The organism is Bosea sp. ANAM02 (genome assembly GCF_011764485.1).
Lineage (GTDB): Bacteria > Pseudomonadota > Alphaproteobacteria > Rhizobiales > Beijerinckiaceae > Allobosea.
Genome location: NZ_AP022848.1, coordinates 2036031 through 2061440 on the forward strand (window position 1 = coordinate 2036031; position 25410 = coordinate 2061440).

Sequence of the window (25410 nt, forward strand, 5' to 3'; positions counted from 1 at the left end):
TTACTCGGCGGCGATACGGGTCGGTGTCTGATTAAACGGAATGGCCATCAGGATGGCGTCCCTGGACGATTCGACAAAGTCCGGATCGGTTCGCAACTCGTCGATCGAGCGCGGCTCGGGAAAATCGGAAGCTGTATCCTCGACCCAGTGTTCTGCCGCAAATGCGAGGACTTCCTGTGCCTGGGCGAACGCCTCTTCCAGCGTATCGCCAGCCGTGAACACGCCGTTCACATCCGGAAAAAACACGCCGTAGCAGGATGTCTCGTCCTTGTGGACGACTGCAATGTAGTGTCGCATGGCGACGTCCGTTCAATCTCGATCCCAGCCGGCATCCCTATATATCGCATGGACGGTCCCGATTGGAATGTCCCGCTTCGGATGGGGCACGATCACCATGCGTTTCGTCGCCTCGTGCACGAACTTCTGATGCGAGCCGCGCGTGCTCTTCAGGGCGAAGCCATCGCGCTTCAGGCGGCGGATGATGTCAGCGCTGTTGGTAAGCATCGGGACCTACTGATTCGCATCGGACCCAATCCATATATCCTAAGGGTTTGACATAGTAAGCAATGTTCATTTTTTGTTCTACGTCGAAAAGGTGTCAAACCATCCAATCCACAAGATGGATCGATCACCCCGCCTTCTGCACGAAGGAATCCAGCACCATCTTCCGCCCTGCCTTGTCGAAGTCGACGGTCAGCTTGTTGCCGTCGACGCTCGCCACCGATCCCGGGCCGAACTTGACGTGGAAGACGCGGGCGCCTTCGCCATAGGCGGATTCGCCGGATGATTTCGCCGTCAGCTCGCCCTCGATCAGCAGCGGTCCCCGCTGGCGCGAGCCGCCACCGAAATTGCCTTGGCCGAAGCCGCGGCCGCTTTCCGAGAATCCGCTGCCGGACCCGCCATTTCTGGCCCGGTTTTCCTGCGCGCGCTGCCAGCCCGGCGTGTTGTAGGTCGAACCGAAGCTCTCCATCCGGTCGAAGCGCGAGGCGCCGTAGCCGCCCTGCGAATAGCTGGTCGGAGCCTGCTCGACCTCGACATGCTCCTCCGGCAATTCGTCGATGAAGCGTGAGGGCAGGCTGGTCTGCCAGAGGCCGTGAATGCGGCGGTTCGAGGCGAAATAGAGCTTCAGCTTCTTGCGGGCGCGGGTGAGGCCGACATGGGCGAGGCGGCGCTCCTCCTCCAGTCCCGCGCGGCCGCTCTCGTCGAGGGCGCGCTGGTTCGGAAACAGGCCTTCCTCCCAGCCGGGCAGGAAGACCGTATCGAATTCCAGCCCCTTGGCGGCGTGCAGCGTCATGATCGAGACGCGCGCCTCGGCCTCGCCATCGGCGACATCCATGACCAGCGAGACGTGCTCGAGGAAGGCCGGCAGGTCCGGGAATTCGTCGAGCGAGCGGACGAGTTCCTTGAGGTTTTCCAGCCGCCCGGCGGCATCGGCCGAGCGGTCCTTCTTCCACATCTCGGTATAGCCGGATTCCTCCAGCACCAGCTCGGCCAGCTCGCCCTGCGGCATGTGCTCGGCGCGTTTCGACCAGCGGCCGAAAGCGTCGACCAGTTCGCGCAGCGCGGTGCGGGCCTTGGGCTTCAACTCGTCGCTCTCGACCGCGGCGCGGGCCGATTGCATCAGCGAGAAGCCGGTGGCGCGGGCGTGGTTGTGCAGGAGCTGGACGGTCGCGTCGCCGAGCCCGCGCTTCGGCACGTTGACGATGCGCTCGAAGGCGAGATCGTCGGTGGCCGAGACCACGCAGCGCAGATAGGCGAGCGCATCGCGGATTTCGGCGCGCTCGTAAAAGCGCGGGCCGCCGATGACGCGATAAGGCACGCCGGCCTGGACGAAGCGCTCCTCGATCTCGCGCATCTGGGCGGAGATGCGCACGAGCACCGCGACCTCGGCGAGGTTGTGCTTGTTCGCCTGCATCGCCTCGATCTCGTCGGAGATCAGGCGGGCCTCCTCCTGGCTGTCCCAGGCGCCGGTGATGGTGACCTTCTCGCCGAGCGCGTCCTCGGTGCGCAAGGTCTTGCCGAGGCGGCCCTCGTTGCGGGCGATCAGCTTGGAGGCGGTGGCGAGGATATGGCCGGTCGAACGGTAGTTGCGCTCCAGCCGGATCACGGTCGCGCCGGGGAAATCGTGCTCGAAGCGCAGGATGTTGTCGACCTCGGCGCCGCGCCAGCCATAGATCGACTGATCGTCGTCGCCGACGCAGCAGATGTTGCGGCGGCCCTGGGCCAGCAGGCGCAGCCAGAGATACTGCGCCGTGTTGGTGTCCTGGTACTCGTCGACGAGGATGTAGCGGAAGCGGTCGTGATAGGTCTGGAGCACGTCCGGATAGTCGCGGAACAGCGTCAGGCAGTGCAGCAGGAGATCGCCGAAATCGACGGCGTTCAGCGCCGTCAGGCGCTCCTGATAGGCGGCGTAGAGCTTGCCGCCCTTGCCATTGGCGAAGACGGCGGCCTCGCCATGCGGCACGTCCTTGGGCGCCAGGCCGCGGTTCTTCCAGCTATCGATGAAGCCGGCCAGCATGCGGCCGGGCCAGCGCTTCTCGTCGATGCCCTCGGCCTGGATCACCTGCTTCATCAGGCGGATCTGGTCGTCGGTGTCGAGGATGGTGAAGTCGCTGCGCAGGTCGAGCAGTTCGGCATGACGGCGCAGCAGCTTGGCCGAGATCGAATGGAAGGTGCCGAGCCAGGGCATGCCCTCGGCGACCGGGCCGACGAGATGGGCGACGCGCTCCTTCATCTCGCGCGCCGCCTTGTTGGTGAAGGTGACGGCGAGGATTTGGGACGGGTAGGCACGGCTGGTCGAGATCAAGTGACCGATGCGGGTGGTGAGCACGCGGGTCTTGCCGGTGCCGGCGCCCGCCAGCACCAGAACCGGGCCTTCCGTCGCCTCGACCGCCTGGCGCTGCTCCGGGTTCAGCCCCGCGAGATAGCCGGCCGCCGGCTGCGCGGCTGCGCGCGCGGCGAGGCCGCCGGGGCGCGGCGGGGGAGCGGAAAAGGGGTCTGCGTCGGACAAGGGTGTGCGCTGCTCGTGCGTGATTCGTTCTGGTGGCAATATAGGGTGACAGGAGCCGAATTGCGCCCCCTTCTCGGAAAGCTTGATGGTGTCATCCCGGGCGGAGCGAAGCGCAGACCCGGGATCCATGCCTGAGCGCCGCCGATGCAGGTTCAGGCATGGATCCCGGATCGGCGCCGCTTCGCGGCTTGTCCGGGATGACGGCGCAGAAGGATCGGAGGATTGGCAATGGTGGATCATGCAACCCGGCCCGACTGGGAAATCATCAACCAGGTGCCGGTGCTGGCCGGCTACGACGCCTTCGCCGCCGATCCGGTGCTGCCGGGGATCGTCGCGGCCTTCGGCGCCGATTGGGCGCGCGAGCGGCTGCATGAGGCGGGGCGGACGGTGGGCTCGGCTGATGTGCAGGAGCTGGCCTGGCTCGCCAACCGCTACTCGCCCGAGCTGAAGGCCTTCGACCGCTTCGGCAACCGCATCGACGAGATCGCCTTTCACCCGGCCTGGCACGAGCTGATGGGGCTCGCGATCGGGCAGGAGACGCATGCGCTCGCCTGGAACCGGCCGGAGCCCGGGGCGCAGGTGGCGCGCGCTGCCCTGCAATATCTCTGGTACGGCGCTGAAAGCGGCATCTGCTGCCCGATCAGCATGACCTATGCCGCCGTGCCGGTGCTGAAGCAGGACGCCGCGCTGTGGGAGCAGTGGGGCAAGCTCATCACGTCCGATTGTTACGATCCGCAGCAGGGGCCGGCGCATCTCAAGACGGGCGCGACCGTCGGCACCGCGATGACCGAGACGCAAGGTGGCTCGGACCTGCGCCAGACCCAGACGACGGCCGAGGATAATCGCGACGGCACATGGTCGCTGCACGGGCGGAAATGGTTCTTCTCGGTGCCGCATTCCGACGTCTTCCTGACGCTGGCACGGACGGGCGAGGGCATTTCCTGCTTCGCCGTGCCGGGCTGGCTGCCGGATGGTTCGCGCAACGGCGTCGCGATCCAGCGCTTGAAGGACAAGATCGGCAATCGCTCGAATGCCTCCTCGGAAGTCGAATTCAGGGGAGCGATCGGCCATCTGATCGGTGAGCCGGGCCGCGGCATCCGCACGGGCCTGTCGATGAACCATAATTCGCGGCTCGATATCGCGGCGGCGTCATCCGGGTTGATGCGGATGGCGGTGTCGCTCGCGGCGCATCACGCCCAGCATCGTCGCGCCTTCCAGAAGGCGCTGATCGACCAGCCGATCATGCAGAACGTGCTGGCGGACCTAGCTATCGAGGCCGAGGCGGCGGCCTGGCTCGCCTTCCGGCTGTTCGCGGCGCTCGACCGGCAGGAGGCGTCGGAAAGCGAGCGCTCGCTGGCGCGGGTCGGGGCGCCGATCGCGAAATACTGGATCACGCGGCGGGCGCCGGCCGTCGTCACGGAGGCGCTGGAATGCCATGGCGGCAACGGCTTCATCGAGGAGAACCCGACGGCGCGGCTCTACAGGGAGGCGCCGCTCAACGCGATCTGGGAGGGCTCGGGCAACGTGATCTGCCTCGACGTGCTGCGCTCGCTGGCGCGCGAGGCAGTGGCGGTCGATGTGCTGCGGGCGGAGCTGATGGCGGCGGCGGGAGCTGACCGGCGCTACGATGCGGCGTTGAAGCGTCTGGAGGCGGAGTTGCCGGAGATGATGCGCAACGAGGGGCAGGCGCGGCGGTTGACGGAGCGGCTGGCGCTGATGCTGCAGGGTTCGCTGCTGCTGCGGAATGCGCCGGCTGCCGTGGCGCATGCGTTCATCGCGACCCGGCTGGATGGCGCATGGTCAGGGCAGTTCGGAGACCTGCCACCGGCGGTGGATGCGGCGGTGCTGGCGCGACGGGCTGTGCCGGTCGTGAGCCAGACTCGTTTAGCGCGGGGAACCCTCTCCCGTAGGGAGAGGGCAGGGTGAGGGGTAGTCCGCTGGACACTGTGGCCGTGACCTGACCGTTGCCGCCGTTGGCTTCGCGCCTCACTAGTCCGGGGCCCACACCTCACCCCTGCCCCTCTCCTTACAGGAGAGGGGTTCCCCGCGCCTTCTGGTTCAAGAGATGGTCGGGACAAGCCCGACCATGACGGCGGTGCGCGTTGCTACGCTTCCGGCTCGAAATTCATCGCCTCGCCGTTGATGCAGTAGCGCAGGCCGGTGGGCGGCGGGCCGTCCGGGAAGACATGGCCGAGATGGCCGCCGCAATTGGCGCAATGGACCTCGACGCGGAGCATGCCGTAGCTGCGATCCTCGGTGGTGCCGACCGCACCTTCCAGCGGCTGGTCGAAGCTCGGCCAGCCGGTGCCGCTCTCGAACTTCTTGCCGGACTTGAACAGCTTCTGGTCGCAGCCGGCGCAGGAGAAGGTGCCGGCGCGCTTCTCGTAGTTCAGCGCGCAGGAGCCGGCCCGCTCGGTGCCGTGGCCGCGCAGGATGCGATACTGCTCCGGCGTCAGGCGCGCGCGCCATTCGGCGTCGGTGAGCTGGAAGGGGAAGTTCTCCTCGTGCTTCTTCCCGGCTCCGAACATGCTCATCAGACCCATCGCGATCTCCTTCCTGGCGGCAGCGCCTCATCGGCTTTCGTGCCGCCAATATGGGGCTTCGCGCGCGAAATTTCAGCCCCGCTTGCCGCGGGTGCTTTCACGAGGCCGTGGTGACCGTCACCGGACCGTCACGCGACTCCTCTAGCAGCCCGGCCACCCGCACAGGGAGGAAAACCGGTGACGCAACAGGCGACGCAGACGGCGCGCGCGGCCCGCCGCATGACGAGCTCCGGCCTGGGACAGGCTGTCAGACGCAGCAAAAAACTGTCCAAGGCCGGAATGCTGGAATGGCTGTTCGCCCGCGCCTTCTCCGGACTGGTCTATCCGCAGATCTGGGAGGACCCGGTCGTCGACATGGCGGCGCTTGAACTCAAGGCCGGCGACCATGTCGTGGCGATCGCGTCGGGCTCCTGCAACATCCTCTCCTATCTCACGGCAGCGCCGATCCGGGTCAGCGCGGTCGATCTCAACGCCACCCATATCGCGCTCGGTCGGCTGAAGCTCGCGGCTCTGGCACGGATGGAGCGGCAGGAGGATTTCCTGCGCTTCTTCGGCCGGGCCAACGAGAGCGCCAATGTCGCACTCTACGATCGTGAGATCGCTCCGCACCTCGATGCCGTCTCGCGCGGCTACTGGGAGGGGCGGGGCCTGAACGGCCGGCGCCGGATCAATCTCTTCGCTAGGGGATTCCACCGCTACGGCCTGCTCGGCCGCTTCATCGGCACCGGACATGTGCTGGCGCGACTGCTCGGCGGCAATCCGAAGGCGATGCTGGCGGCGCGCGATCTGGCCGAGCAGCGGGCGCTCTACGACAGGCACCTCGCGCCGGTCTTCGAGCGCAGGCTGGTGCGCTGGCTGGTGCGCCAGCCGGCCTCGCTCTATGGGCTCGGCATTCCGCCGGCGCAATACAAGGCGCTGGCCGCCGATGGCGAGGACGGCATCCTGGGTGCCTTGAAGCTCCGGCTGGAGCGGCTGGCCTGCGGATTCGACCTGAAGGAGAATTATTTCGCCCAGCAGGCGTTTGGCCGGCGCTATGGCGAAGGGCCGGATGCGGCCTTCCCGCCCTATCTCCAGAAGCGACATTTCGCGGTGGTGAAGGAACGGGCTCCGAGCGTGTCCCATCGCCAGAGCGCGGTCACGTCCTTCCTCGAAGACCAGCCGGCCGAGAGCTGCGACGCCTATGTGCTGCTCGACGCGCAGGACTGGATGAACGACGCCGATCTCACGGCGCTGTGGTCGCAGATCACGCGCACCGCCCGGCCGGGGGCGCGGGTGATCTTCCGCACCGCCGCCGACGAGCGCCTGCTGCCGGGCCGGGTGCCGGCCGCGATCCTCGACCAATGGCATTACGAGGAAGAGAAGAGCCGCGCGCTCTGCCGGCGGGATCGCTCGGCGATCTATGGCGGCTTCCACCTCTATGTCCTGAAGGGGCAGGCGCGGTGAGTGCGGCCGAGGCGCCGGCCGGTTCCGCCGCCGGGCTGATGGACCGGATCTACCGGCACCAGCGCCATATCTACGATGCCAGCCGGAAGTTCTATCTGCTCGGTCGCGACCAGCTCATCGACGGCTTGCAGCCGCCGAAGGGCGGGAGCGTGCTGGAGATCGGCTGCGGCACCGGGCGCAACCTGATCCGCATCGCGCAGCATTATCCGGATTGCGCCTGCCATGGCCTCGACGTTTCCAGCGCAATGCTGGCGACGGCGCAGGGCTCTGTGGCGAAGGCCGGGCTTGAGGGGCGGATCGCGCTCGCGCAGGCCGATGCCACGGGTTTCGACTCCCAAGCTCTGTTCGGCCGCGCCGGTTTCGACCGGATCGTGATCTCCTATGCGCTTTCGATGATTCCGCCCTGGCAGGGCGTCGTCGCCGAGGCCCTGCGTCGGCTTAGGCCCGGCGGCTCGTTGCATATCGTCGATTTCGGCGATCAGGCCGGCTTGCCGGCGCCGTTCAAGGCGGCGCTGCTGCGCTGGCTCGCGCTGTTTCATGTCACGCCGCGCGAGGACCTGCCCGAGATCGTGCGAGCGATGTCTGAGGTCGCTGGGGCCGATTGCCGGGTCAGTGCGCCCTATCGCGGCTACGCCGTGCATGCGGTGGCGACGCGGCGCCGGGACACGGCATAGGGATGCGTCAGCCTTTTCCCGCATCGGCTTTGTCGGAAAGCCCCGTCACACGTTTCGGGCCGATGCTTTAGCGCTTATGCTCGTTGGCGATGGATGCCGCCGACGCCCCGCCCGACCATAGCCGCTTCGAAGCCCTGCGCGACCGGCTGCGCCAACTCTATCACGGCCGCTCGCCGACGGCTTTGCGCTTCCAGGCGGTGACGACGGTCGTCGACCTCCTGATCCTCGCCTTCTTCATCCTGACGCCGCTGCTCAGGGAAAATCCGGCCTTCCTCTGGATCGACTACTCCGTCGCTGTGGTCATGATCGCCGAAATCGCGGCGCGCCTGCTGGCCTCGACCAACATGCTCCGGCTGCTGCGCCAGCCGACCATGCTGCTCGATCTCTTCATCCTGCTGACGCTGCTGGCGCCGCAATGGCTGGAGAATTTCGGCTTCCTGCGCATCCTCAGGCTGTGGTCGCTCTCGCATAAGGGCATCGTCTGGGCGCAATTCCGTCAAACCCGCTTCCGCGAATGGGAGACCGTGGTCCGGGCGCTCAGCAATATCGCGACCTTCCTCTTCGTGGTGACCGGCTTCGTCTACACCTTCTTCTTCCGGCACGAGGGCGGGCTGGAGAGCTATGTCCAGGCGCTCTATTTCACGGTCGCGACAGTGACGACGACCGGCTTCGGCGACGTGACCCTGCCGGGCGTGGCCGGCAAGCTGACCTCGATCGTGGTGATGATCGTGGGGATCACGCTCTTCGTGCGGCTGGCGCAGGCGCTGTTCCGCCCGAACAAGGTGCTGTTTCCCTGCCCCGAATGCGCCTTGCAGCGTCACGAGCCGGATGCGGTCTACTGCAAGGCCTGCGGGCACAAGCTGAAGATACCCGACGACGATCCGTGAGTTACCGCGGAGAGATGTGGTTCCAACCTAGTCGCCACTGCCTCGCCGTCATGGTCGGGCCCGTCCCGACCATCCACGTCTTCGGCGATGCCATGCGTGTCCGAGACGTGGATGCTCGCCACAAGGGCGAGCATGACGGCACTCGAAGCCAGATCGATGGGCTGGCAGTGTGACAGAAGCTGCTCAGTGCCGGGTTTGGGTCACCGTCTCGGTCTCGCGCTCCTCGGCGGTCTCTTCGACCCGGATCGCCGACTTGCGTGGCATGCCGATGATGCGGCCGATCGTGGCCGGCAGCGGCATCATGCTGTGCGCCGCCTTCATCAGGGCGATGTTGGCGAGGATGTCGGCCGGGAAGGGCGTGACCTTGCGATGGACCATGTCGACATGCAGCGACAGGTTCTCGCTGGTCGCCGCGAGCCAGCCCTCGTTGGCGTGCCGCATTTCGAGATAGTAATGCAGCCGCTTGTCGTCGAAGGCGATGAGCTGCGCGGTGATGCGCACGGTATCGCCCTCGGTCAGTTCACGCTTGTAGAGGATGTGGCACTCCGCCGCGAAGGTGGAGGCATGGCGCGTCTCGACATAGTCGCGGGTCAATCCAACCAGGGAGAAGACCTCGTCGACCGCCCGGTCGAACAGCACATGGTAATAGGCCATGTTGAGATGGCCGTTATAGTCGATCCATTGCGGCTCGACCCGCATCGCCGACGAGACGAAAGGCGCGAAGAACAGCGCCGGGGCGCGCATATCGTGTTTCATCTTCGCCTCCCTGACAGGCGCCTCGTTCAAGGCCCGGCGGCATTATTGCCGCTGCCCATTCGACCGTCTCATGATCTAGTATGCATCGCTCGCAAGCGGCGTCAGCATTCTGGGCCCGCCAGTATGGCAGGACCATGTCGAAGCGTAACCGATTGCGAAACCGATCTGTTCCAAATCTAGAGGCTGGTAGGGGCTATGGGAAGGATTTGATGAGGTCAAAACGGCAGGGATGGGAGGAGCGTTGCGCCGCCGATACCACTGGTATCGGCAAGCGATGCGACGCTGCAGCCCTGCCGTTTTCACCTCACCTGAAGGGCGCGGCGCTTTTGAGCGACTGCTACGTCGTTCTTCGTAGCAAGCCGGAAGGCTTGCGTCCTCGAACTCCTTGCATTCGCTCAAAATCGCCAGCGTCAAATCCATCCCATAGCCCCTACCAGCCTCTAAGCGCCAGAACCGGACCTTGACAATGAGCCTGCCCAGCGTCGCCCTTCATGACAGCCCTGCCTCCGCCGCAGTGCTGCCGCCCACGCCGGAGGCGATCGCAGCGGTGACGCAAGCGCTCGCCGCGAGCTTCGGCAACCGGCTGGTCACCAGCCTCGCCGTGCGCCAGCAGCATGGCCACACGCTGACCTGGATCCCGAACCAGCCGCCGGATGCGGTGGTGTTCCCGCAGAGCACCGAAGAGGTCTCGCAGATCGTCAAGCTCTGCGCCGCCCATGGCGTGCCGGTTATCGCTTTCGGCACAGGCACTTCGCTGGAAGGGCATGTGAACGCGGTCTTCGGTGGCGTCTCAATCGATCTATCGCAGATGAAGCGGATCATCGCGGTCCATGCCGAGGATCTCGACGTGGTCGTCGAGGCGGGCGTCACCCGCAAGGAGCTCAACGAGCATCTGCGCGACCAGGGTCTGATGTTCCCGATCGATCCCGGCGCCGACGCCTCGATCGGCGGCATGGCGGCGACGCGTGCCTCGGGCACCAATGCCGTCCGCTATGGGACGATGAAAGACAATGTCCTGGCGCTGACCGCGGTAATGGCCGACGGCTCGATCGTCAGGACCTCCACGCGAGCCCGCAAGACCTCGGCCGGCTACGATCTCACCCGCCTGCTCGTCGGCTCGGAAGGCACGCTCGGCATCATCACGGAGGTGACGCTGAAGCTGCACGGCATCCCCGAGGCGATCGCCGCCGGCGTCTGCCCGTTCCCCTCGGTGAAGGCCGCTTGCGATGCGACGATCCTGACGATCCAGACCGGCCTGCCGGTGGCGCGCATCGAACTGCTCGACGACGTGATGATCCGCGGCGTCAACCTGCATGCCAAGCTCGGCCTGCCGGAGACGACGATGCTCTTCGTCGAGTTCCACGGCACCGAATCCGGCGTGAAGGAGCAGTCCGAGCGCTTCGGCGAGATCGCGGCCGAGTTCGGCGGCGGGCCGTTCGAATGGGCGACCAAAGCCGAGGATCGCTCCAAGCTCTGGCAGGCGCGTCACGATGCCTATTGGGCGGCGAAGGCGCTGCGCCCCGGCTTCGACTCGGTCGCGACCGATGTCTGCGTGCCGATCTCGCAGCTCGCCGAATGCGTCGAGGAGACCAAGCGCGACATCGAGGCTTCCGGCCTGATCGCGCCGATCGCCGGCCATGTCGGCGATGGCAATTTCCACACGCAGCCGCTGGTCGATCTGGCGGATACCGCCGAGGTCGAGCGGGCGCAGGCCTTCATCGACCGGCTGGTCAAGCGGGCGCTCGCCATGGGCGGAACCTGCACCGGCGAACACGGCGTCGGCCAGAAGAAAATCAAGTATCTGGAGCAGGAGCACGGGGCCGAGGCGCTCGTCGTGATGCGCACGCTGAAGCGCGCGCTCGACCCGCGCAATATCCTCAATCCCGGAAAAATCGTCGTCCTGTGACGCCGTTGCGGCTTGCGCTGCCCGCCGGGTTCGCCGAAATGTCGTGATCTTGCCGCGACTTGCGGTCAGGATGGCCAGAGCGGTGCCATCCTCCCTCGCGATGAAACGGACCCGTCATTCCGGGAAGGCCGGAATGACGGTGCGTTCCGGTCGCAAGGCCGGGGCGAGTCGGAAGACAATGCCGTTCGGCGAGCCACAGGGGCGTATAGCGGAATTTGCGTGAGAGTCTGACAGTTCTGGCCGGCCTGCTGGTGCTGGCGCTGCTGGCGGCCCTGATCGGGCCTGGCTTCGTCGACTGGCGCGTCTATCGTCCGCAGATCGAGGCGCGACTGAGCGAGGCGCTCGGCGTCGAGGCGCGGGTCGGCGGCGGGATCGCACTGCGCCTGCTGCCCTCGCCACGCATCGCGCTGGAGGACCTGAGGATCGGGCCGGGTGACGGAACGGCGAGTTCCGCCAGCGCGGAGCACGCGACCGTCGAGCTGGCAGTGACCGCGCTGGCCCGCGGTCAGTTCCGCTTTTCGGAAGCGCGGCTCGACGGCGCGGCGATCTCGCTCTCGCTCGACGATGCCGGCGCGATCCGTTTGCCCGAGCGCAGCGGCGCTGGGATTCCGGCCGAAGCCAGGCTCGACCGCCTGACGATCAGCCGCTCCGCCCTGATCTGGCGCGAGGCAGGCAAGCCGGCCGTCACGCTCTCGCCGATCGCCGCCGAGATGTCGGCGGTCAGCCTCGCCGGCCCCTGGCGCTTCGAGGGCGAGGTCGCGGGCGCGTCGCTGCGCATCACCACCGGCGAGATGGAGGCCGACGGGCGGCTCAGGACGAAGGCCCATCTGACCGGCGAGGACCTGCAACTCGGCTTCGACGGGGCGCTGTTGTTTCCCAGAGCAGGCGAGGGCTTCGGCGCGGAACTCGATGGTGCCTTCAATCTCTCGCCTGGCGGGGCCGTTGCGCTCACCGGCCGTGTCAAGGGCGGCAGCCAGAAACTCGATCTTTCCGGGTTGACGCTCGACCTCGCCGGCGGTGCGGCGCGGCTGGAAGGCGAGGGGCAATATCTTCCCGGCACGGGCAAGGGCTCGCTGGCGCTGCGCGCACGCCGGCTCGACGCCGATGCGCTGACGACGGCGCTGGCGGAGCGGCAGGGCTTCGAGCGCGCCTTGCAGGGCTTGCCGGGCGCTTTCGACGTCAGCCTCGATCTCGACCAGCTGATCTGGCATGGCGAGGATTTCTCGACGCTCGCCCTGCGCGGGCATCTGCATGACGGGGGCCTGAGCGAGGCTTCCGCGTCCGTGCGGGTGGCCGGCGCCCTGCTGGGGGCGAGCGGCAATCTCGACGGGAACGGGGCCTCGGGCCGGCTCAATCTCAAGGCGGAGGATGCGCGGCGCGTCGGGCTGGTGCTGTCGCGGGCCGGACTGGACCCGGCGCTGGCCGATTTCATCGCGCGGCTCGGCAGGATCGACGCGGATATCGTCGGCGCCTGGACGAGAACAGGCGGTCGGTTCCAGCGCCTGCTGGTCGCCGGTTCGTCGGGCCTGCGCCTCGATGCCTCCGGCGAGATCGCGCCGAACCGGATCGCCGCCAAGGCAGCCGTGAACGGACTTTCGCTGGACACCCTGCCGCCCGGCAACAGTCTCTCCGGCCTGCTCCGGCAGCGCGACGTGGCGCTGGATCTGACGCTCACCAATCTGCGTTTCCGCAACGCGCCGCCGGGCTCCGCCAATCTCGACCTCCGGCGCGAGGGCGATGTCTGGCGGTTGAGCCGGCTGTCGGTCGATGGCTTCGGCGGCGTCGCCGTCACGGGCGCCGGTGCCTTGCTGGCGGAGGGTGGCGAGATTTCCGGCCGGGTGCGGGCGCCGCGTTTCGAGACCTTGACGGCGCTGGCCGGGCCATTGCTGCCGGAGACCGCGATCCAGGCCCTCCAACGCGTCGGTGAGGGGCTGGCGCGGCTCGATACCGGTTTCCGGCTGACGCGTGCCGCGTCCGGTGAGACCAGCCTGTCGGCGGAAGGCACGGCGGCTGCGGGCCGGCTCAGGCTCGACGGGCGACTCGACCGGTCCGGCAACTGGAGTCGGGTGGCGCTGGGCTTCGAACTCAACGACCGGCGACAGGCCTTCGCGGCCCTCGCCTTGCCGTTGCCGCAGCAGGGCGGGGCGGGCCGTTTCAATCTTGAACTGGACAGGGGCAAGGCGACCGGCTCGCTCGCCGGGCAGGGACTCTCGATCGTCGTCGAGGATGGCGGGCAAGGGCCGCGACTGACGCTTCAGGCCGATGGGCCGGGGCAGTTCCTCGCCGAAGGGCCGGCACGCCTGCTGCCGGATGGCGTGATCGACGCTTCCGCGCGGCTTGGCCTCGCCGAGGAGGCGATCCGGCTCGACGAGATCACCGCCCATCTCGGCGGCATGGCGATGAATGGCTCGCTCCTGCTGCCTCGCGAGGGGCGCGCTTCCGGCCGTCTTGGGGTTCCGAGTATCGATCTGCGGCCACTGATGGGTGCGGCCCTCGGACAGGCCGCGCCGGCGCCGAACGCGCTCTGGTCGACCGGGCGCTTCGGACGCGTGGCGGGCTTCCCCGATTTCGACATCGCGGTGGAGGCGGGAACACTCACCGCTTTCGATGGCGGCACGGTCCGCAACGCCAGCTTTGCCCTGCGTTCGGACCAGGATGGGCTCAGGATCGACGATCTCCGTGGCAGCTATGGCGGCGGGCAGGTCGCCGGGCGGCTCGGCCTGCGGCGCGATGGCGGTTTGGCCCAGCTCAACGGCCGGCTCAGCCTGATGACCGTCGATCTCGGCGCGTTCACCAAGGGGGCGGTCGGCGGCAAGGCTTCCGGGCAGGTCGAATTCGGCGGTTCCGGCGAGACGCCGGCGCGCCTGATCGCGGGCCTGAGCGGGGCCGGCAGCCTTGTGCTCACCGGTACGCGGCTCGCTCGCTTCGACCCCAACGCCTATGCACGCATCATTGCCGGCACCGGCGAGGACGCGTCCGAGAGCGACGCCTCGCGCCTGCAGGATCGGCTGAGCGAGGCGCTCGATCGCGATGCCTGGGCGCTCGGCGATGTCACGCTGCCCTTCACGCTGGCCGGCGGGTTGATCCGGCTTCAGCCCTTTTCTTTCGAGCGAAACGGCCTGCGCGCCGAGGCGAGCGGCATCCTCGACCTGCGGGCGCTCACCGCGGATCTCAGGCTCGGCCTGAAGCCGTTGGGCAGCCTGCCGAAGGGCTGGCCGGGCGATGCGCCGCAGATCGGCATCGCCTGGCGCGGACCCTTGTCGAACCTCAGGCGCGAGAGCGATGTCAGCGCGCTGTCGAATACCGTGGCGGCCCGCGCGCTGGCGCGCGAGATCGAACGGGTCGAGGCCTTCGAGGCCGATGCGCGCGAGCGGGCGATGCATGCGCGGCGCCTGCGGGCCGAGCGCGAGACGCGGGAGAACGAGCGCAAGCTCGCCGAGTTCCTCAAGGCGCAGGAAGAGGCCCGCATCGCCGAGGAGAAGCGCCAGGAGGAGGCGCGGCGCATCGAGGAGCAGCGCCGTCAGGCCGAGGAGAAGCGCGCCGAGGAGGCCAGGCGCGCCGAGCAGGCGAGGCTGGAGCTGGAAGCGCGCCGGCGGGCGGAAGCCGAGGAGCGTGCCCGCGCCGCGGCCGAACGGGCGGCGCAATCGGCCGTGCCGCAGGCTCAGCCTCAGCCGCAACCCGGCCCGCTCGTCCTGCCGGGAGCGCCGCTCAACAGCTCGCCGGAAGGGGCGGTGCAGGCGCCGGCTCCTCCGATGCAGCTTCAGCCCGGGGCACAGCCGCGCGGTGCGCCGGTCCGCTGAGAGATTGATTCAAGCGTTTCGCAGGTTGATTCGGAATTTTATCCCAAGCTATTGATCGGGCGTAATTTTTCTGGCTTTCGTCCGAGGCCTGTCGATCTTCTAGGGAGCCACTGCGTCATTCCGGGGCAGGCCGAAGGCCTGAGCCCGGAACCCATGAACACTGCATCCCCGTCATGGTCGGGCTTGTCCCGACGATCCACGCCTCCCTTCGTCAGGAGCGGTGTTCAAGACGTGGATGCTCGCCACAAGGGCGAGCATGACGAAAGCTGGAAGGGCACGGTGTTCATAGGTTCCGGGCCGATCGCTGCGCGATGTACCGGCATGACGGGTGTTCCCCAGCGAGTCCAACAAGCCTACGAGCCGCCCGCCAGCTTCCGATAATGCGCCAGCGCATGCAGCCGCAGGGCCGAGGAGAGGTTGAGTTCGCCCCGGCCGGAATCGACCTCTGCGACAAGCGCGGCGATCGGGCGGTTCTCGCCAGCCGCGATCTCCTTCAGCGCCTCCCAGAAAGGCGCTTCCAGCGAGATGCTGGTGCGGTGGCCGGCGATGCTGAGCGAGCGCTTGCGCTCCGGCTTCATGCCGGCTCCGGCTCGTCGTCGCGGTCGAGCCTGTGCCCGTCGATATGGCGGGCGGCCTTGTCGCGCTCGGCCTCGGTCAGCCTGCGCTCGGCCTTGGTGCGGCCGAAAGCGATGCGGTTCTGCTCGGCCGTCTTCTCGGCCTGCGCCCGCGCCTTCTGCTTGCGGGCCTGGCGGAGGTTGATGATCTCGGCCAACGACTCAACCTCGCGTCAGTGCGGGCCGAGCATGAGCTCGGGCTTGACCGTGGCATCGAAGAGCTCGGCATCGACGCCGGCCTTCAGGGCTTCCTCGCGCAAGGTCGTACCGTTGTGATGGGCGGCCTTGGCGATGCTGGCGGCCTTGTCGTAGCCGATCGCAGGGGCCAGCGCCGTCACCAGCATCAGCGAGCGCGAGAGCAATTCCTTGAGCTGCGCCTCGTTGGCCTCGATGCCCTCGACGCAGTTGACGCGGAAGCTCTCGGCCGCGTCGGCCAGCAGCCGCACCGACTGGAGGAAAGCGGCGGCGATCACCGGCTTGAAGACGTTGAGTTCGAAATGGCCCTGGCTCGCGGCGAAGCCGACCGTCGCCTGGTTGCCGTGGACCTGGGTCGCGACCATGGTCAGCGCCTCGGCTTGCGTGGGATTGACCTTGCCCGGCATGATCGAGGAGCCGGGCTCGTTCTCCGGCAGACTAATCTCGCCGAGGCCCGAGCGCGGGCCGGAGCCCATCAGGCGGATGTCGTTGGCGATCTTGAACAGGTCGGAGGCGAGCGCGGCGAGCGCGCCGTGGGCGGCGGCGAGCGCGCCATGGCTCGCCAGCGCCTCGAACTTGTTGTCGGCGCTGCGGAAGGGCAGGCCGGTCAGCGTCGCGACTTCCCTAGCGAAAAGCGCCGCGAAATCGGGATGGGCGTTGAGGCCGGTGCCGACGGCGGTGCCGCCCTGCGCCAGTGCATAGAGCCCGCCGAGCGCCGCCTCGATCCGGCCGATGCCGAGATGGAGCTGCATCGCATAGCCGGAGAATTCCTGGCCGAGCGTGACCGGCGTCGCGTCCTGCAGATGGGTGCGGCCGATCTTGACGAGATGCTTGAAGGCCTCGGCCTTGGCGTTCAGCGCCTTTTCGAGGCTGCGCAAAGCCGGCAGCAGCCGGCGCGTGATCTCCAGCACGGCGGCGATATGCATCGCGGTCGGGAAGGAATCGTTCGAGGACTGGCCGCGATTGACGTGGTCGTTGGGATGGACCGGGCTCTTGGCGCCGAGGCCGGCGCCGAGCAGTTCATTGGCGCGGTTGGCCAGGACCTCATTGGCGTTCATGTTCGACTGGGTGCCCGAGCCGGTCTGCCAGATCACCAGCGGGAAATGCCCGTCGAACTTGCCGGCGAGCGCCTCGTCGGCCGCATGGGCGATGGCGCCGGCGACGCGCTGGTCGAGCAGGCCGAGCCTGGCGTTGACATGGGCGGCGGCCTTCTTGACCAGCACCAGCGCATGGACGAGCGGCAGCGGCATGCGCTCGCTCTCGCCGCCGATGCGGAAATTCTCGAGGGAGCGCTGCGTCTGCGCGCCCCAGTATCGATCCGCCGGCACCGCGATCGGGCCGAAGGAATCGGTTTCGGTGCGCGTCTCGGTCATGGCGTCCGTCGTCGTCAGGGCTTCTTGCGGAAGGAATCGAGGCTGACCACCTCGGCGCTGCCCCGGCTGTCCTCGCCTTCTGCGGCGGGCTCATCCTTCGCGGAAGCGGGCGCCGGCTCGGCGGCGGGGATCTTGCCCTTGGCGGCCGGGAGGGCGGCAGGCACCAGCTTGGCCGGCGCAGGGGCGGGCTCGGCAGGCTCGACCTCCGGCGAAACGGCATCCTCGGGCTGGTCCTGCGCCTCGAACTTCAGGCCGAACTGGACGGAGGGGTCGAAGAAGGTCGAGATCGCGTCGAAGGGCACGAGCAGCCGCTCGGGCACGCCGGAAAAGGACAGGCCGACCTCGAAGGAGTGCTCGCCGACATTCAGGTCCCAGAACTGATGCTGGAGGACGATGGTCATCTCGTCGGGGTGCTTCTCGCGCAGGCGCTGCGACAGGCGCACGCCCGGGGCCCCGGTGCGGAAGGTGACGTAGAAATGGTGCTCGCCCGGCAGCCCGTCGCGCGCGGCCTCCGTCAGGATCTTGCGGACCACGCCCTTCAGCGCGTCCTGCACCATGAGATCGTAACGAAGAACATCCTTGGACATCGAGTCGTGGTTTCCGCTTGTTGCGTTCCGGCGGGAACAGCCGGCAGGCCGTCAGAAAAAGAAGTGGAGGCTTCTGTTGCCAGGCGCCTCCGAGCCCCGCCTTACGCGGCTAAGCGCAAGGGCTTTGGTTTGGGAACCAGCACCGCTTACGCGGCGACAGCAACCCGAGCATTGTTGTCGTTGGCAACTATGCTTTGGCCCGATAACGGCGGAACCATGCCGAGCAAAAGGATAACCTTTACACCCTCGTCGATCCTATTTCGCCCCCGCCAAAACCCTGCGTCATCAGGGTTTTGGTGGAGGCGCCGGGTACCGCCCCCGGGTCCGAAAGGCTTATTTCGAGATCCGTTTATCGCCATAGCCGTTCTTGCGAGCGGCACCTGCGAATATAGGGAAGCCCGTGGCGTTGGGAAAGGGTTCTCATGCGTTTTCACAAGCGAGTGCGGTTTCCGCGCCTCAATTCAGAATGCGTCCATTTCGGATGTCGATGTCGAGGCTGATCTCGTCGTCCTCGGCGGTGCGGCCGGCGATCTCCCAGCGATCGTCCAGGCGCACGATCTCCTCGACATGGACCAGCCCGGCGCTCCAGGCGATGTCGCGGGCCTGCCGCTCGGAGATCGTCACGTCGGCATAGGTCTCCTCGCCTTGCGCCGCGAGCGCGATCAGGGCGTTGAGAGCGAGTGCAGCCAGCAGGCGGCCGGGTGCGTTCAGGGTCGGCATATCGACTATCCCCACGAATCAAGCGCGCGATGAGCGGCGCCGATTGGGGCGGGTTTGCGGAGAATCCGTCTCACGGGCTTTCGCGTTTGCGTGAGGTCGCGAGGCTCCCGCCACGGGCTGGCAGGGTCTGCGGCAAAGGCTGGGGATGCCTGCCTGCCGGGCAGGGCCAAGCCGCACGCGAGCCGCTATAGTCGCGCGCCTTCCAGAGAGTCGCCATGCGCCAGTATCACGACCTGCTCCAACGCGTCCTGACCGAGGGCGTCCGCAAGGACGACCGCACCGGCACCGGCACGCTCGCCGTGTTCGGGCACCAGATGCGCTTCGACCTGTCGGAAGGCTTCCCGCTGGTCACGACCAAGAAGCTGCACCTGAAATCGATCATCCACGAGCTGATCTGGTTCCTGCGCGGCGACACCAATGTGCGCTACCTCCAGGAGAACGGCGTCACGATCTGGGACGAATGGGCCGATGCGAACGGCGATCTCGGCCCGGTCTACGGCCGGCAGTGGCGCTCCTGGGCCGCGCCCGACGGGCAGGTGATCGACCAGATCGCCTGGCTGGTGAACGAGATCCGCCGCAATCCGGATTCGCGCCGATTGATCGTCTCGGCCTGGAACCCGGCCGACATCCCCAAGATGGCGCTGGCTCCGTGCCACTGCCTGTTCCAGTTCTTCGTCGCAAACGGCAAGCTCTCCTGCCAGCTCTACCAGCGCTCGGCCGACGTCTTCCTCGGCGTGCCCTTCAATGTCGCGAGCTACGCGCTGCTGACCCATATGGTCGCGCAGGTGACGGGGCTTGGCGTCGGCGACTTCGTGCATTCCTTCGGCGATACGCATCTCTATGTGAACCATCTCGACCAGACGCGGCTGCAGCTCGCGCGCGAGCCGCGCGCGCTGCCGAAGCTCACGCTCAACCCGGCGGTGACGCGGCTGGAGGATTTCCAGTTCGCGGACGTGACGATCACCGATTACGACCCGCATCCCGGCATCAAGGCTCCGATCGCAGTATGACGCTTTCCATCCGTTCCGCCCGTCCCGGCGAGGCCGGGCTCGTGCTCGGCTTCATCCGCGAGCTCGCCGAATACGAGAAGCTGCTGCACGAGGTCGTCGCGACCGAGGCCGAGATCGAGGCGGCGCTGTTCGGCGAGAATCCGAAGACCTTCTGCGACATCGCCGAATGGGATGGCGTGCCGGTCGGTTTCGCCGTGTGGTTCTACACCTATTCGACCTTTTCGGGCCGGCACGGAATCTGGCTGGAGGACCTCTACGTTCGTCCTGACCAGCGCGGGCGCGGCATCGGCAAGGCGCTGATCGCCGGGCTGGCGCGGCGCTGTGTCGCGGAGAAGCTGCCGCGCCTCGCCTGGTGGGTGCTGAACTGGAACGAGCCCTCGCGCGTTTTCTACCGGGCGCTCGGCGCCAAGGCGCAGGACGAGTGGACCGTGAAACGGCTGGAGGGCGAAGCGCTGGCGAAGCTCGGCGCGGAGGGCTGAGCCATGGAGAAGCGTCCGATCGTTCTGATCGCGGCCGTCGCTGAAAACAGCGTGATCGGCGATGACAATCGGCTGATCTGGCGGCTGAAGACCGATCTGAAGCGCTTTCGCAGCCTGACGCTGGGGCGCCCTGTGCTGATGGGGCGCAAGACCTTCCTGTCGATCGGAAAGCCCTTGCCGGGGCGAGAGACCGTCGTGCTGACGCGCGATGCCGGCTTTGCGCCGGAAGGTGTCAGTGTCGCGCATTCGCTCGACGAGGGTCTGGAGATCGGACAACGGCTCGCATCGGCCAGCGGGGCGGATTCCGTCGTGGTCGCGGGGGGCGCAGGGGTCTACCGGCAGGCGCTCCCCCTGGCGGACCGGCTGGAGCTGACCATCGTGCATGCCAACCCGTCAGGCGACGCGCTCTTTCCCGATTGGGAGCGGGACGCTTTCGAGGCCGGCGCCAAAGAGCACCACCCCGCCGATGCCGAGAACGAGCATCCTTATACCTTCGTCACCTATGCCAGGCGCGGCTGATCGCCGCTCCCTCGGGGCTCCATAGCCCTCATCCGGAGTGTCCGGCTGGAAATCCGTCGAGTCCTCATCCTGAGGAGCCATTCCCCTGGGAATGGCGTCTCGAAGGATGGTCCAGCAGGCTCCCGAACCATCTGGAGCATCCTTCGAGACGCGCTCTGCGAGCGCTCCTCAGGATGAGGGCTGGTGTTTCCAGCCGGACACTCGGGACGAGGGCTGGTGATGCCAAGCCGCCTCCGATCGCCGCTTTCCGTTCACGATGAATGGCTTGCGCCGTTGACGAATCCATGGCCCATGACCAAGTCAGCCCAGCGCCTTCGGCCGAAGGCGCTGACAAGCGGCCGTCATTTGCTTATGGCTTGGCCTCGACAGAACGAAAGGGAACGGCTCGCGAATGCCTTGGAGCAATCAGAGCGGCGGTGGCAGCGGCGGGGGAGGTCCCTGGGGTCAGCGCGGAGGTAGCGGCGGCGGTGGTCCCTGGGGCGGTGGCTCCGGCGGGGGTGGCAATGGCAATCCGCCCGATCTGGAGGAGATCCTGCGGCGCAGCCAGGATAGGCTGAAGAATCTGGTCCCCGGCGGCAATATCGGCGGGCGCGGCCTCGTGCTCGGCGCGCTGCTCGTGATCCTGCTCTGGCTCGGATCCGGCATCTATTTCGTGCGGCCCAACGAGGTCGGCCTGAACGTCGTCTTCGGCCGCTTCTCCGGCAAGACCGGCGAGGGCATGAACTGGAACTGGCCCTATCCGATCGGCAACGTGATCAAGCCGCAGGTGACGAACGTGATCACCACCGAGGTCGGCTTCCGGACGGTCGAATCGGTCCGGACCTCGCGCCAGACCGACGTCACCGAAGAAAGCCTGATGCTGACCGGCGACGAGAACATCGTCGATATCGATTTCATCGTGCAGTGGCAGATCGATCCGGCCGCGCCCGAGGACTATGTCTTCAACATCCAGGACCCGCCGGGCACGGTGAAGGCCGTGGCCGAGAGCGCGATGCGCGAGATCATCGGCCGGCGCAACATCCAGCCGGTGCTGACGACCGATCGCGGCGCGATCGAGACCGAGGTGCGCCAGCTCATGCAGGACACGCTCAACGGCTACAATGCCGGCGTGCGCATCAGTCTCGTTCAGCTCCAGAAGGTCGACCCGCCGCAGCAGGTCATCGATGCCTTCCGCGACGTCCAGGCGGCCCGTGCCGACCAGGAGCGCCTGCGCAACGAAGCGCAGACCTATGCCAACCGCGTCGTGCCTGAGGCACGCGGCCGGGCGGCGCAGATCACGCAGGCGGCGGAAGCCTACAAGGAGCAGACCGTCGCCGAGGCGCGCGGTCAGGCCAGCCGCTTCAACGCGGTCTACGAGCAGTACAAGAACGCTCCGGGCGTGACGCGCGAGCGTCTGTTCCTGGAGACGATGGAACGTGTGATGGGCGGGACGGACAAGATCATCCTCGACTCGACGGGCAACGGGCAGGGCGTTGTGCCCTATCTGCCGCTCGACCAGCTCCAGCAACGGCGCCCGGCTCCGGGCCAGCAGCAGGGAGGGGCCCAGCGATGAACTCCCCCGTGTTGCGCGGCGTGCTCTTCTTCGCCGTCGTCATCGTCGCCGTGGTGCTCTATACCTGCACCTATGTCGTCTCGCAGACGCAGTCGGCCATCGTGCTCAGGTTCGGCGCGGTGCGCGCGGTCACGACCGCGCCGGGCCTCTACTTCAAGTGGTTCGCGCCGGTCGAGACGGTGACGCTGCTGGACAACCGCATCCTCGACCTCGACCTGCCGGCCCAGGAAATCATCGCCTCGGACCAGAAGCGTCTCGTCGTCGATGCCTTCACGCGCTACCGGATCTCCGATCCGCTGCGCTTCTACCAGGCGGTCAACAACATCCCGCGGGCGAATTCGCAGCTCGCCTCGATCGTGAACGGCAATGTCCGCTCCGTGCTCGCGGAAGCCAGCTTCATCGCCATGGTCCGGACCGAGCGCTCGCGCCTGATGAACCGCATCCGCGACGACGTGAACCGGGAGGCCGCCCGCTTCGGCATGTCGGTCGTCGATGTCCGCCTGCGGCGCGTCGACCTGCCGGCGGCGAACTCGGCGGCGGTGTTCCAGCGCATGCAGACGGAACGCCAGCGCGAGGCGGCGGAAGCCCGAGCCCTCGGCGGCCAGCAGGCGCAGGAAATCCGCGCCCGTGCCGACAGGGAATCGACCGTGATCGTCGCGGAAGCGCAGCAGCACTCCGACGAGATCCGGGGCGCGGGCGAAGCGGAGCGCAACAAGGTCTTCGCCGAAGCCTTCGGCAAGGACCCGGAGTTCTTCGCCTTCTACCGTTCGATGCAGGCCTATGAGGCCAGCATCAAGTCGGGGGATACGCGGATGGTGCTGACGCCGGATTCGCCGTTCTTCCGTTTCTTCAATGGCCCGAACGCACCGCGTCAGGACGGCCAGGCCGCGGCTCCCGCGACGCCTGCCCAGCCGGCGCCGGCACGGCCCTGACGATGGCGGGCGACGCGGATGCTTGATTTCGTCGCGGCGCTCGGCCTGGTCTTCGCCATCGAGGGCATTCTCTTCGCCGCGATCCCGCATCTGGCGAAGGATGCCCTGCGCAGCGCGGCGGAAACACCGCCGGACCGGATGCGGCTGATCGGCATCGGCTCGGCGGTGCTGGGCGTGATCCTGGTCTGGCTCGCGCGCGGCGTCTGGTAGAAGGGGAGGGGCGCCACGCGATCGTGTTCGATGACATGATCGTGCGTCGCCCTTCCGCCGCATTTCGGAGTTCAATCATCGGGCGCGTCCGCCCGCCTCGCGGCACCGGATGCGCCAGCCTGCATCGATCGGCCCGCATTCTTCCGAACACGAGGATCCCAATGGCATCGAACACCCTTTCCGCAGCCAGGCCTGTCCGCATCGCTCTCGCCGCCGGCGTCGCCGGGCTCGCGCTGCTGGCCACGCCGGTGCTGGCGCCGGGGCATGCGCAGGCCAATACCCCGCTCCTGCAGGGGCAGACCTCGCTGGCCGATCTCGTCGAGAAGGTCATGCCGGCGGTGGTCAATATCGCGGCCGTCACCACCAACGACCAGCGCGGCCGCAACCTGCCGCAATTGCCGCAGCTCGGCCCCGATACGCCCTTTGGCGACCTGTTCGAGGAATTCTTCAACCGCCGCAACCAGCAGGGCGAACGTCAGGCGCCGCAGCAGCGCCGCTCGCAATCGGCCGGCTCGGGCTTCGTGGTCGATCCCTCCGGCATCGTCGTCACCAACAACCACGTCATCGGCGACGCCAACGAGATCACCGTGATCTTCAACAGCGGACTGAGGCTGAAGGCCGAAGTCGTCGGCAAGGACAGCAAGGTCGATCTCGCCGTGCTGCGCGTGAAGTCCGACAAGCCGCTGCCCTTCGTCAAGTTCGGCGATTCCGACAAGATGCGGATCGGCGATCCGGTGATGGCGATCGGCAACCCGTTCGGCCTCGGAGGCTCGGTCTCCTCGGGCATCGTCTCCGCCCGCAACCGCGACATCAGCCAGGGCCCGTACGACACCTATATCCAGACCGACGCGGCCATCAACAAGGGCAATTCGGGCGGCCCGCTGTTCAACATGGCCGGCGAGGTCATCGGCATCAACACGGCGATCCTGTCGCCGACCGGCGGCTCCGTCGGCATCGGCTTCGCGGTGCCCTCGACGCTGGCGACCAATATCGTCGACCAGCTCAAGGAATTCGGCGAGACCCGGCGCGGCTGGCTCGGCGTGCGCATCCAGACCGTCGACGACGCCACCGCCGAGGCTTTGGGCCTGGGTTCTGCACGCGGCGCGCTGGTCGCCGGCGTCGACGAGAAGGGCCCTGCCAAGCCGGCCGGTCTCGAGACCGGCGACGTGATCGTTAAGTTCGACGGCAAGGACGTGAAGGATTCGCGCGACCTGCCGCGCATCGTCGCGGCCACGCCGGTCGGCAAGGACGTGCCGATCCTGATCGTCCGCAAGGGCAAGGAAGAGACCAAGACGGTCAAGCTCGGCCGCCTCGAGGACGGCGAGAAGGTCCAGTCGGCCTCGGCCAACAAGCCGGCGGCCGAGCCGGCCAAGCCGGCCGTGACGAGCGCGCTCGGCCTCGAATTCTCGCCGCAGACGGACGAGCTCCGGAAGCGCTATTCGATCAAGGACGGCCTCAAGGGCGTCGTCATCACCAAGGTCGATGCCAATTCGAACGCGGCCGACAAGCGCATCCTCGTCGGCGAGCTGATCGTCGAGGTCGGCCAGGAGCCGGTCAACGCGCCGCAGGACGTGACCAAGCGGCTCGACGCGCTGAAGAAGGAGGGCAAGAAATCCGCCCTCCTGCTCGTCTCGAACGGCCAGGGCGAGGTCCGCTTCGTCGCCGTCTCGATGAATTGAGACAGGTTGCATCGGTAGAATGTGAGGGCGGCCCGTCAGGGCCGCCCTTTTTCATGCCCTCTCCGCAGATCGGGAGCGAGGCGCGTGCGCTGGCGCGCGCTGGCAAAACGCGGCTAGAGCTTGCTGACGGCGCCGGAGAGACCGAGATGAAGCTTAGCGAAATCCCCTTCGTCACCACCGACTGGTCGACGATCCCCGTGGAGCATCATGCCGGCGACAGCGGCGAGGCGACCTGGCGCGTCCAGTATTTCGGCCCGGAGGATAACCCCATCCGGGTGCGGATGGTCGAGTATTCGCCCGGCTATGTCGCCGATCACTGGTGCTCGAAGGGGCACATCATCCTGTGCCTCGAAGGCGAGATGGAGACCACGCTCGCGGACGGGCGCGTGCTGCCGCTCAAGGCCGGCATGAGCTATCAGGTCGCCGACAATGCCGAGGCGCACCGCTCCGCGACCAAGACCGGCGCGAAGCTCTTCATCGTGGATTGAACGGCTGCCTCCCAAACACGCGGGTCATCCCGG

The 25410-nt window shown here is 67.3% G+C and carries 25 protein-coding genes and 1 other RNA gene; 15 read left to right on the forward strand and 11 right to left on the reverse strand.

The features are described from left to right. From OCUBac02_RS09770 to OCUBac02_RS09780, 3 genes are all read right to left on the reverse strand, one after another. A complete protein-coding gene (locus OCUBac02_RS09770) occupies window positions 1-297 on the reverse strand; it encodes a type II toxin-antitoxin system HicB family antitoxin (protein ID WP_173045261.1) in 297 nt (98 codons plus the stop codon). A gap of 12 nt (window positions 298-309) precedes the next feature. After that, a complete protein-coding gene (locus OCUBac02_RS09775; RefSeq protein ID WP_173045263.1) occupies window positions 310-504 on the reverse strand; it encodes a type II toxin-antitoxin system HicA family toxin in 195 nt (64 codons plus the stop codon). 124 nt (window positions 505-628) lie between these two features. Continuing rightward, the gene (locus OCUBac02_RS09780) at window positions 629-3010 is read right to left on the reverse strand and encodes an ATP-dependent helicase (protein ID WP_244639146.1); all 2382 of its coding nucleotides are present in this window, start codon (window positions 3008-3010) and stop codon (window positions 629-631) included. Between the two features lie 228 nt (window positions 3011-3238). Here OCUBac02_RS09780 and OCUBac02_RS09785 point away from each other — a divergent pair, with 228 nt between their 5' ends. Beyond that, window positions 3239-4936, forward strand: a complete 1698-nt coding sequence (locus OCUBac02_RS09785; RefSeq protein ID WP_173045267.1) for an acyl-CoA dehydrogenase family protein — start codon at window positions 3239-3241, stop codon at window positions 4934-4936. A gap of 179 nt (window positions 4937-5115) precedes the next feature. Here OCUBac02_RS09785 and msrB read toward each other — a convergent pair whose 3' ends face one another. Next, window positions 5116-5544 (reverse strand): peptide-methionine (R)-S-oxide reductase MsrB, encoded by a 429-nt coding sequence (gene msrB, locus OCUBac02_RS09790; protein ID WP_244639199.1) that lies wholly within the window; start codon window positions 5542-5544, stop codon window positions 5116-5118. A gap of 186 nt (window positions 5545-5730) precedes the next feature. Here msrB and OCUBac02_RS09795 point away from each other — a divergent pair, with 186 nt between their 5' ends. From OCUBac02_RS09795 to OCUBac02_RS09810, 4 genes are all read left to right on the forward strand, one after another. Then, window positions 5731-6996 (forward strand): BtaA family protein, encoded by a 1266-nt coding sequence (locus OCUBac02_RS09795; protein WP_348521653.1) that lies wholly within the window; start codon window positions 5731-5733, stop codon window positions 6994-6996. Continuing rightward, complete coding sequence (locus OCUBac02_RS09800; protein ID WP_244639147.1) at window positions 6993-7670, forward strand: class I SAM-dependent methyltransferase; 678 nt, start codon at window positions 6993-6995, stop codon at window positions 7668-7670. Before OCUBac02_RS09795 ends, OCUBac02_RS09800 begins: the two co-directional genes overlap by 4 nt. An 89-nt stretch (window positions 7671-7759) precedes the next feature. Beyond that, on the forward strand, window positions 7760-8557 hold the full coding sequence (locus OCUBac02_RS09805) for a potassium channel family protein (protein WP_173045269.1): 798 nt from the start codon (window positions 7760-7762) through the stop codon (window positions 8555-8557). Next, window positions 8554-8730 carry a hypothetical protein gene (locus OCUBac02_RS09810; RefSeq protein WP_173045271.1) on the forward strand — a complete coding sequence of 59 codons (177 nt, stop codon included), beginning with the start codon at window positions 8554-8556 and terminating at the stop codon, window positions 8728-8730. Before OCUBac02_RS09805 ends, OCUBac02_RS09810 begins: the two co-directional genes overlap by 4 nt. A 10-nt stretch (window positions 8731-8740) precedes the next feature. Here OCUBac02_RS09810 and OCUBac02_RS09815 read toward each other — a convergent pair whose 3' ends face one another. Beyond that, window positions 8741-9313: a thioesterase family protein gene (locus tag OCUBac02_RS09815; RefSeq protein ID WP_173045273.1), complete on the reverse strand. Its 573-nt coding sequence runs from the start codon at window positions 9311-9313 to the stop codon at window positions 8741-8743. A gap of 466 nt (window positions 9314-9779) precedes the next feature. Here OCUBac02_RS09815 and OCUBac02_RS09820 point away from each other — a divergent pair, with 466 nt between their 5' ends. Both OCUBac02_RS09820 and OCUBac02_RS09825 read left to right on the forward strand, forming a co-directional pair. Further along, entirely contained in the window at window positions 9780-11219 is a 1440-nt protein-coding gene (locus tag OCUBac02_RS09820; protein WP_173045275.1) for an FAD-binding oxidoreductase, read from the forward strand. A gap of 215 nt (window positions 11220-11434) precedes the next feature. Further along, window positions 11435-15019 carry an AsmA family protein gene (locus OCUBac02_RS09825; protein WP_173045276.1) on the forward strand — a complete coding sequence of 1195 codons (3585 nt, stop codon included), beginning with the start codon at window positions 11435-11437 and terminating at the stop codon, window positions 15017-15019. Window positions 15020-15372: 353 nt separating this feature from the next. Here the strand turns inward: OCUBac02_RS09825 and OCUBac02_RS09830 are convergent, their stop codons facing one another. The 6 genes from OCUBac02_RS09830 to OCUBac02_RS09855 all read right to left on the reverse strand — a co-directional run bounded on the left by OCUBac02_RS09830 (window position 15373) and on the right by OCUBac02_RS09855 (window position 18508). Continuing rightward, the gene (locus OCUBac02_RS09830; protein WP_173045278.1) at window positions 15373-15597 is read right to left on the reverse strand and encodes a ribbon-helix-helix domain-containing protein; all 225 of its coding nucleotides are present in this window, start codon (window positions 15595-15597) and stop codon (window positions 15373-15375) included. After that, on the reverse strand, window positions 15594-15791 hold the full coding sequence (locus OCUBac02_RS09835; RefSeq protein ID WP_047582925.1) for a DUF4169 family protein: 198 nt from the start codon (window positions 15789-15791) through the stop codon (window positions 15594-15596). Before OCUBac02_RS09835 ends, OCUBac02_RS09830 begins: the two co-directional genes overlap by 4 nt. A 15-nt stretch (window positions 15792-15806) precedes the next feature. Then, window positions 15807-17201, reverse strand: a complete 1395-nt coding sequence (gene fumC / locus OCUBac02_RS09840) for a class II fumarate hydratase (protein WP_173045280.1) — start codon at window positions 17199-17201, stop codon at window positions 15807-15809. A gap of 14 nt (window positions 17202-17215) precedes the next feature. Next, window positions 17216-17788: an SspB family protein gene (locus OCUBac02_RS09845; protein ID WP_173045282.1), complete on the reverse strand. Its 573-nt coding sequence runs from the start codon at window positions 17786-17788 to the stop codon at window positions 17216-17218. Window positions 17789-17850: 62 nt separating this feature from the next. Then, window positions 17851-18206, reverse strand: a transfer-messenger RNA (tmRNA) gene (gene ssrA, locus OCUBac02_RS09850). A 38-nt stretch (window positions 18207-18244) separates the two neighbouring features. Beyond that, window positions 18245-18508 (reverse strand): PepSY domain-containing protein, encoded by a 264-nt coding sequence (locus tag OCUBac02_RS09855; protein ID WP_173045284.1) that lies wholly within the window; start codon window positions 18506-18508, stop codon window positions 18245-18247. A gap of 215 nt (window positions 18509-18723) precedes the next feature. Here OCUBac02_RS09855 and OCUBac02_RS09860 point away from each other — a divergent pair, with 215 nt between their 5' ends. The 8 genes from OCUBac02_RS09860 (at window position 18724) to OCUBac02_RS09895 (ending at window position 25377) form a co-directional block, all read left to right on the forward strand. Further along, window positions 18724-19518: a thymidylate synthase gene (locus tag OCUBac02_RS09860; protein WP_173045286.1), complete on the forward strand. Its 795-nt coding sequence runs from the start codon at window positions 18724-18726 to the stop codon at window positions 19516-19518. Then, on the forward strand, window positions 19515-19997 hold the full coding sequence (locus OCUBac02_RS09865; protein WP_173045288.1) for a GNAT family N-acetyltransferase: 483 nt from the start codon (window positions 19515-19517) through the stop codon (window positions 19995-19997). Before OCUBac02_RS09860 ends, OCUBac02_RS09865 begins: the two co-directional genes overlap by 4 nt. 3 nt (window positions 19998-20000) lie before the next feature. Next, the gene (locus OCUBac02_RS09870) at window positions 20001-20516 is read left to right on the forward strand and encodes a dihydrofolate reductase (RefSeq protein ID WP_173045290.1); all 516 of its coding nucleotides are present in this window, start codon (window positions 20001-20003) and stop codon (window positions 20514-20516) included. Between the two features lie 391 nt (window positions 20517-20907). After that, window positions 20908-22068 (forward strand): FtsH protease activity modulator HflK, encoded by a 1161-nt coding sequence (hflK, locus tag OCUBac02_RS09875; protein WP_173045292.1) that lies wholly within the window; start codon window positions 20908-20910, stop codon window positions 22066-22068. Continuing rightward, window positions 22065-23000, forward strand: coding sequence for a protease modulator HflC (gene hflC / locus OCUBac02_RS09880; RefSeq protein WP_047580250.1), 936 nt, complete (start codon window positions 22065-22067; stop codon window positions 22998-23000). The genes hflK and hflC overlap by 4 nt, the downstream gene beginning before the upstream one ends. A gap of 18 nt (window positions 23001-23018) precedes the next feature. After that, window positions 23019-23210 carry a DUF2065 domain-containing protein gene (locus OCUBac02_RS09885; protein ID WP_047580249.1) on the forward strand — a complete coding sequence of 64 codons (192 nt, stop codon included), beginning with the start codon at window positions 23019-23021 and terminating at the stop codon, window positions 23208-23210. 161 nt (window positions 23211-23371) lie between these two features. Next, window positions 23372-24889 carry a DegQ family serine endoprotease gene (locus tag OCUBac02_RS09890; protein WP_047580248.1) on the forward strand — a complete coding sequence of 506 codons (1518 nt, stop codon included), beginning with the start codon at window positions 23372-23374 and terminating at the stop codon, window positions 24887-24889. A 146-nt stretch (window positions 24890-25035) separates the two neighbouring features. After that, window positions 25036-25377, forward strand: a complete 342-nt coding sequence (locus OCUBac02_RS09895) for a DHCW motif cupin fold protein (protein ID WP_173045294.1) — start codon at window positions 25036-25038, stop codon at window positions 25375-25377. Window positions 25378-25410: the final 33 nt, after the last annotated feature.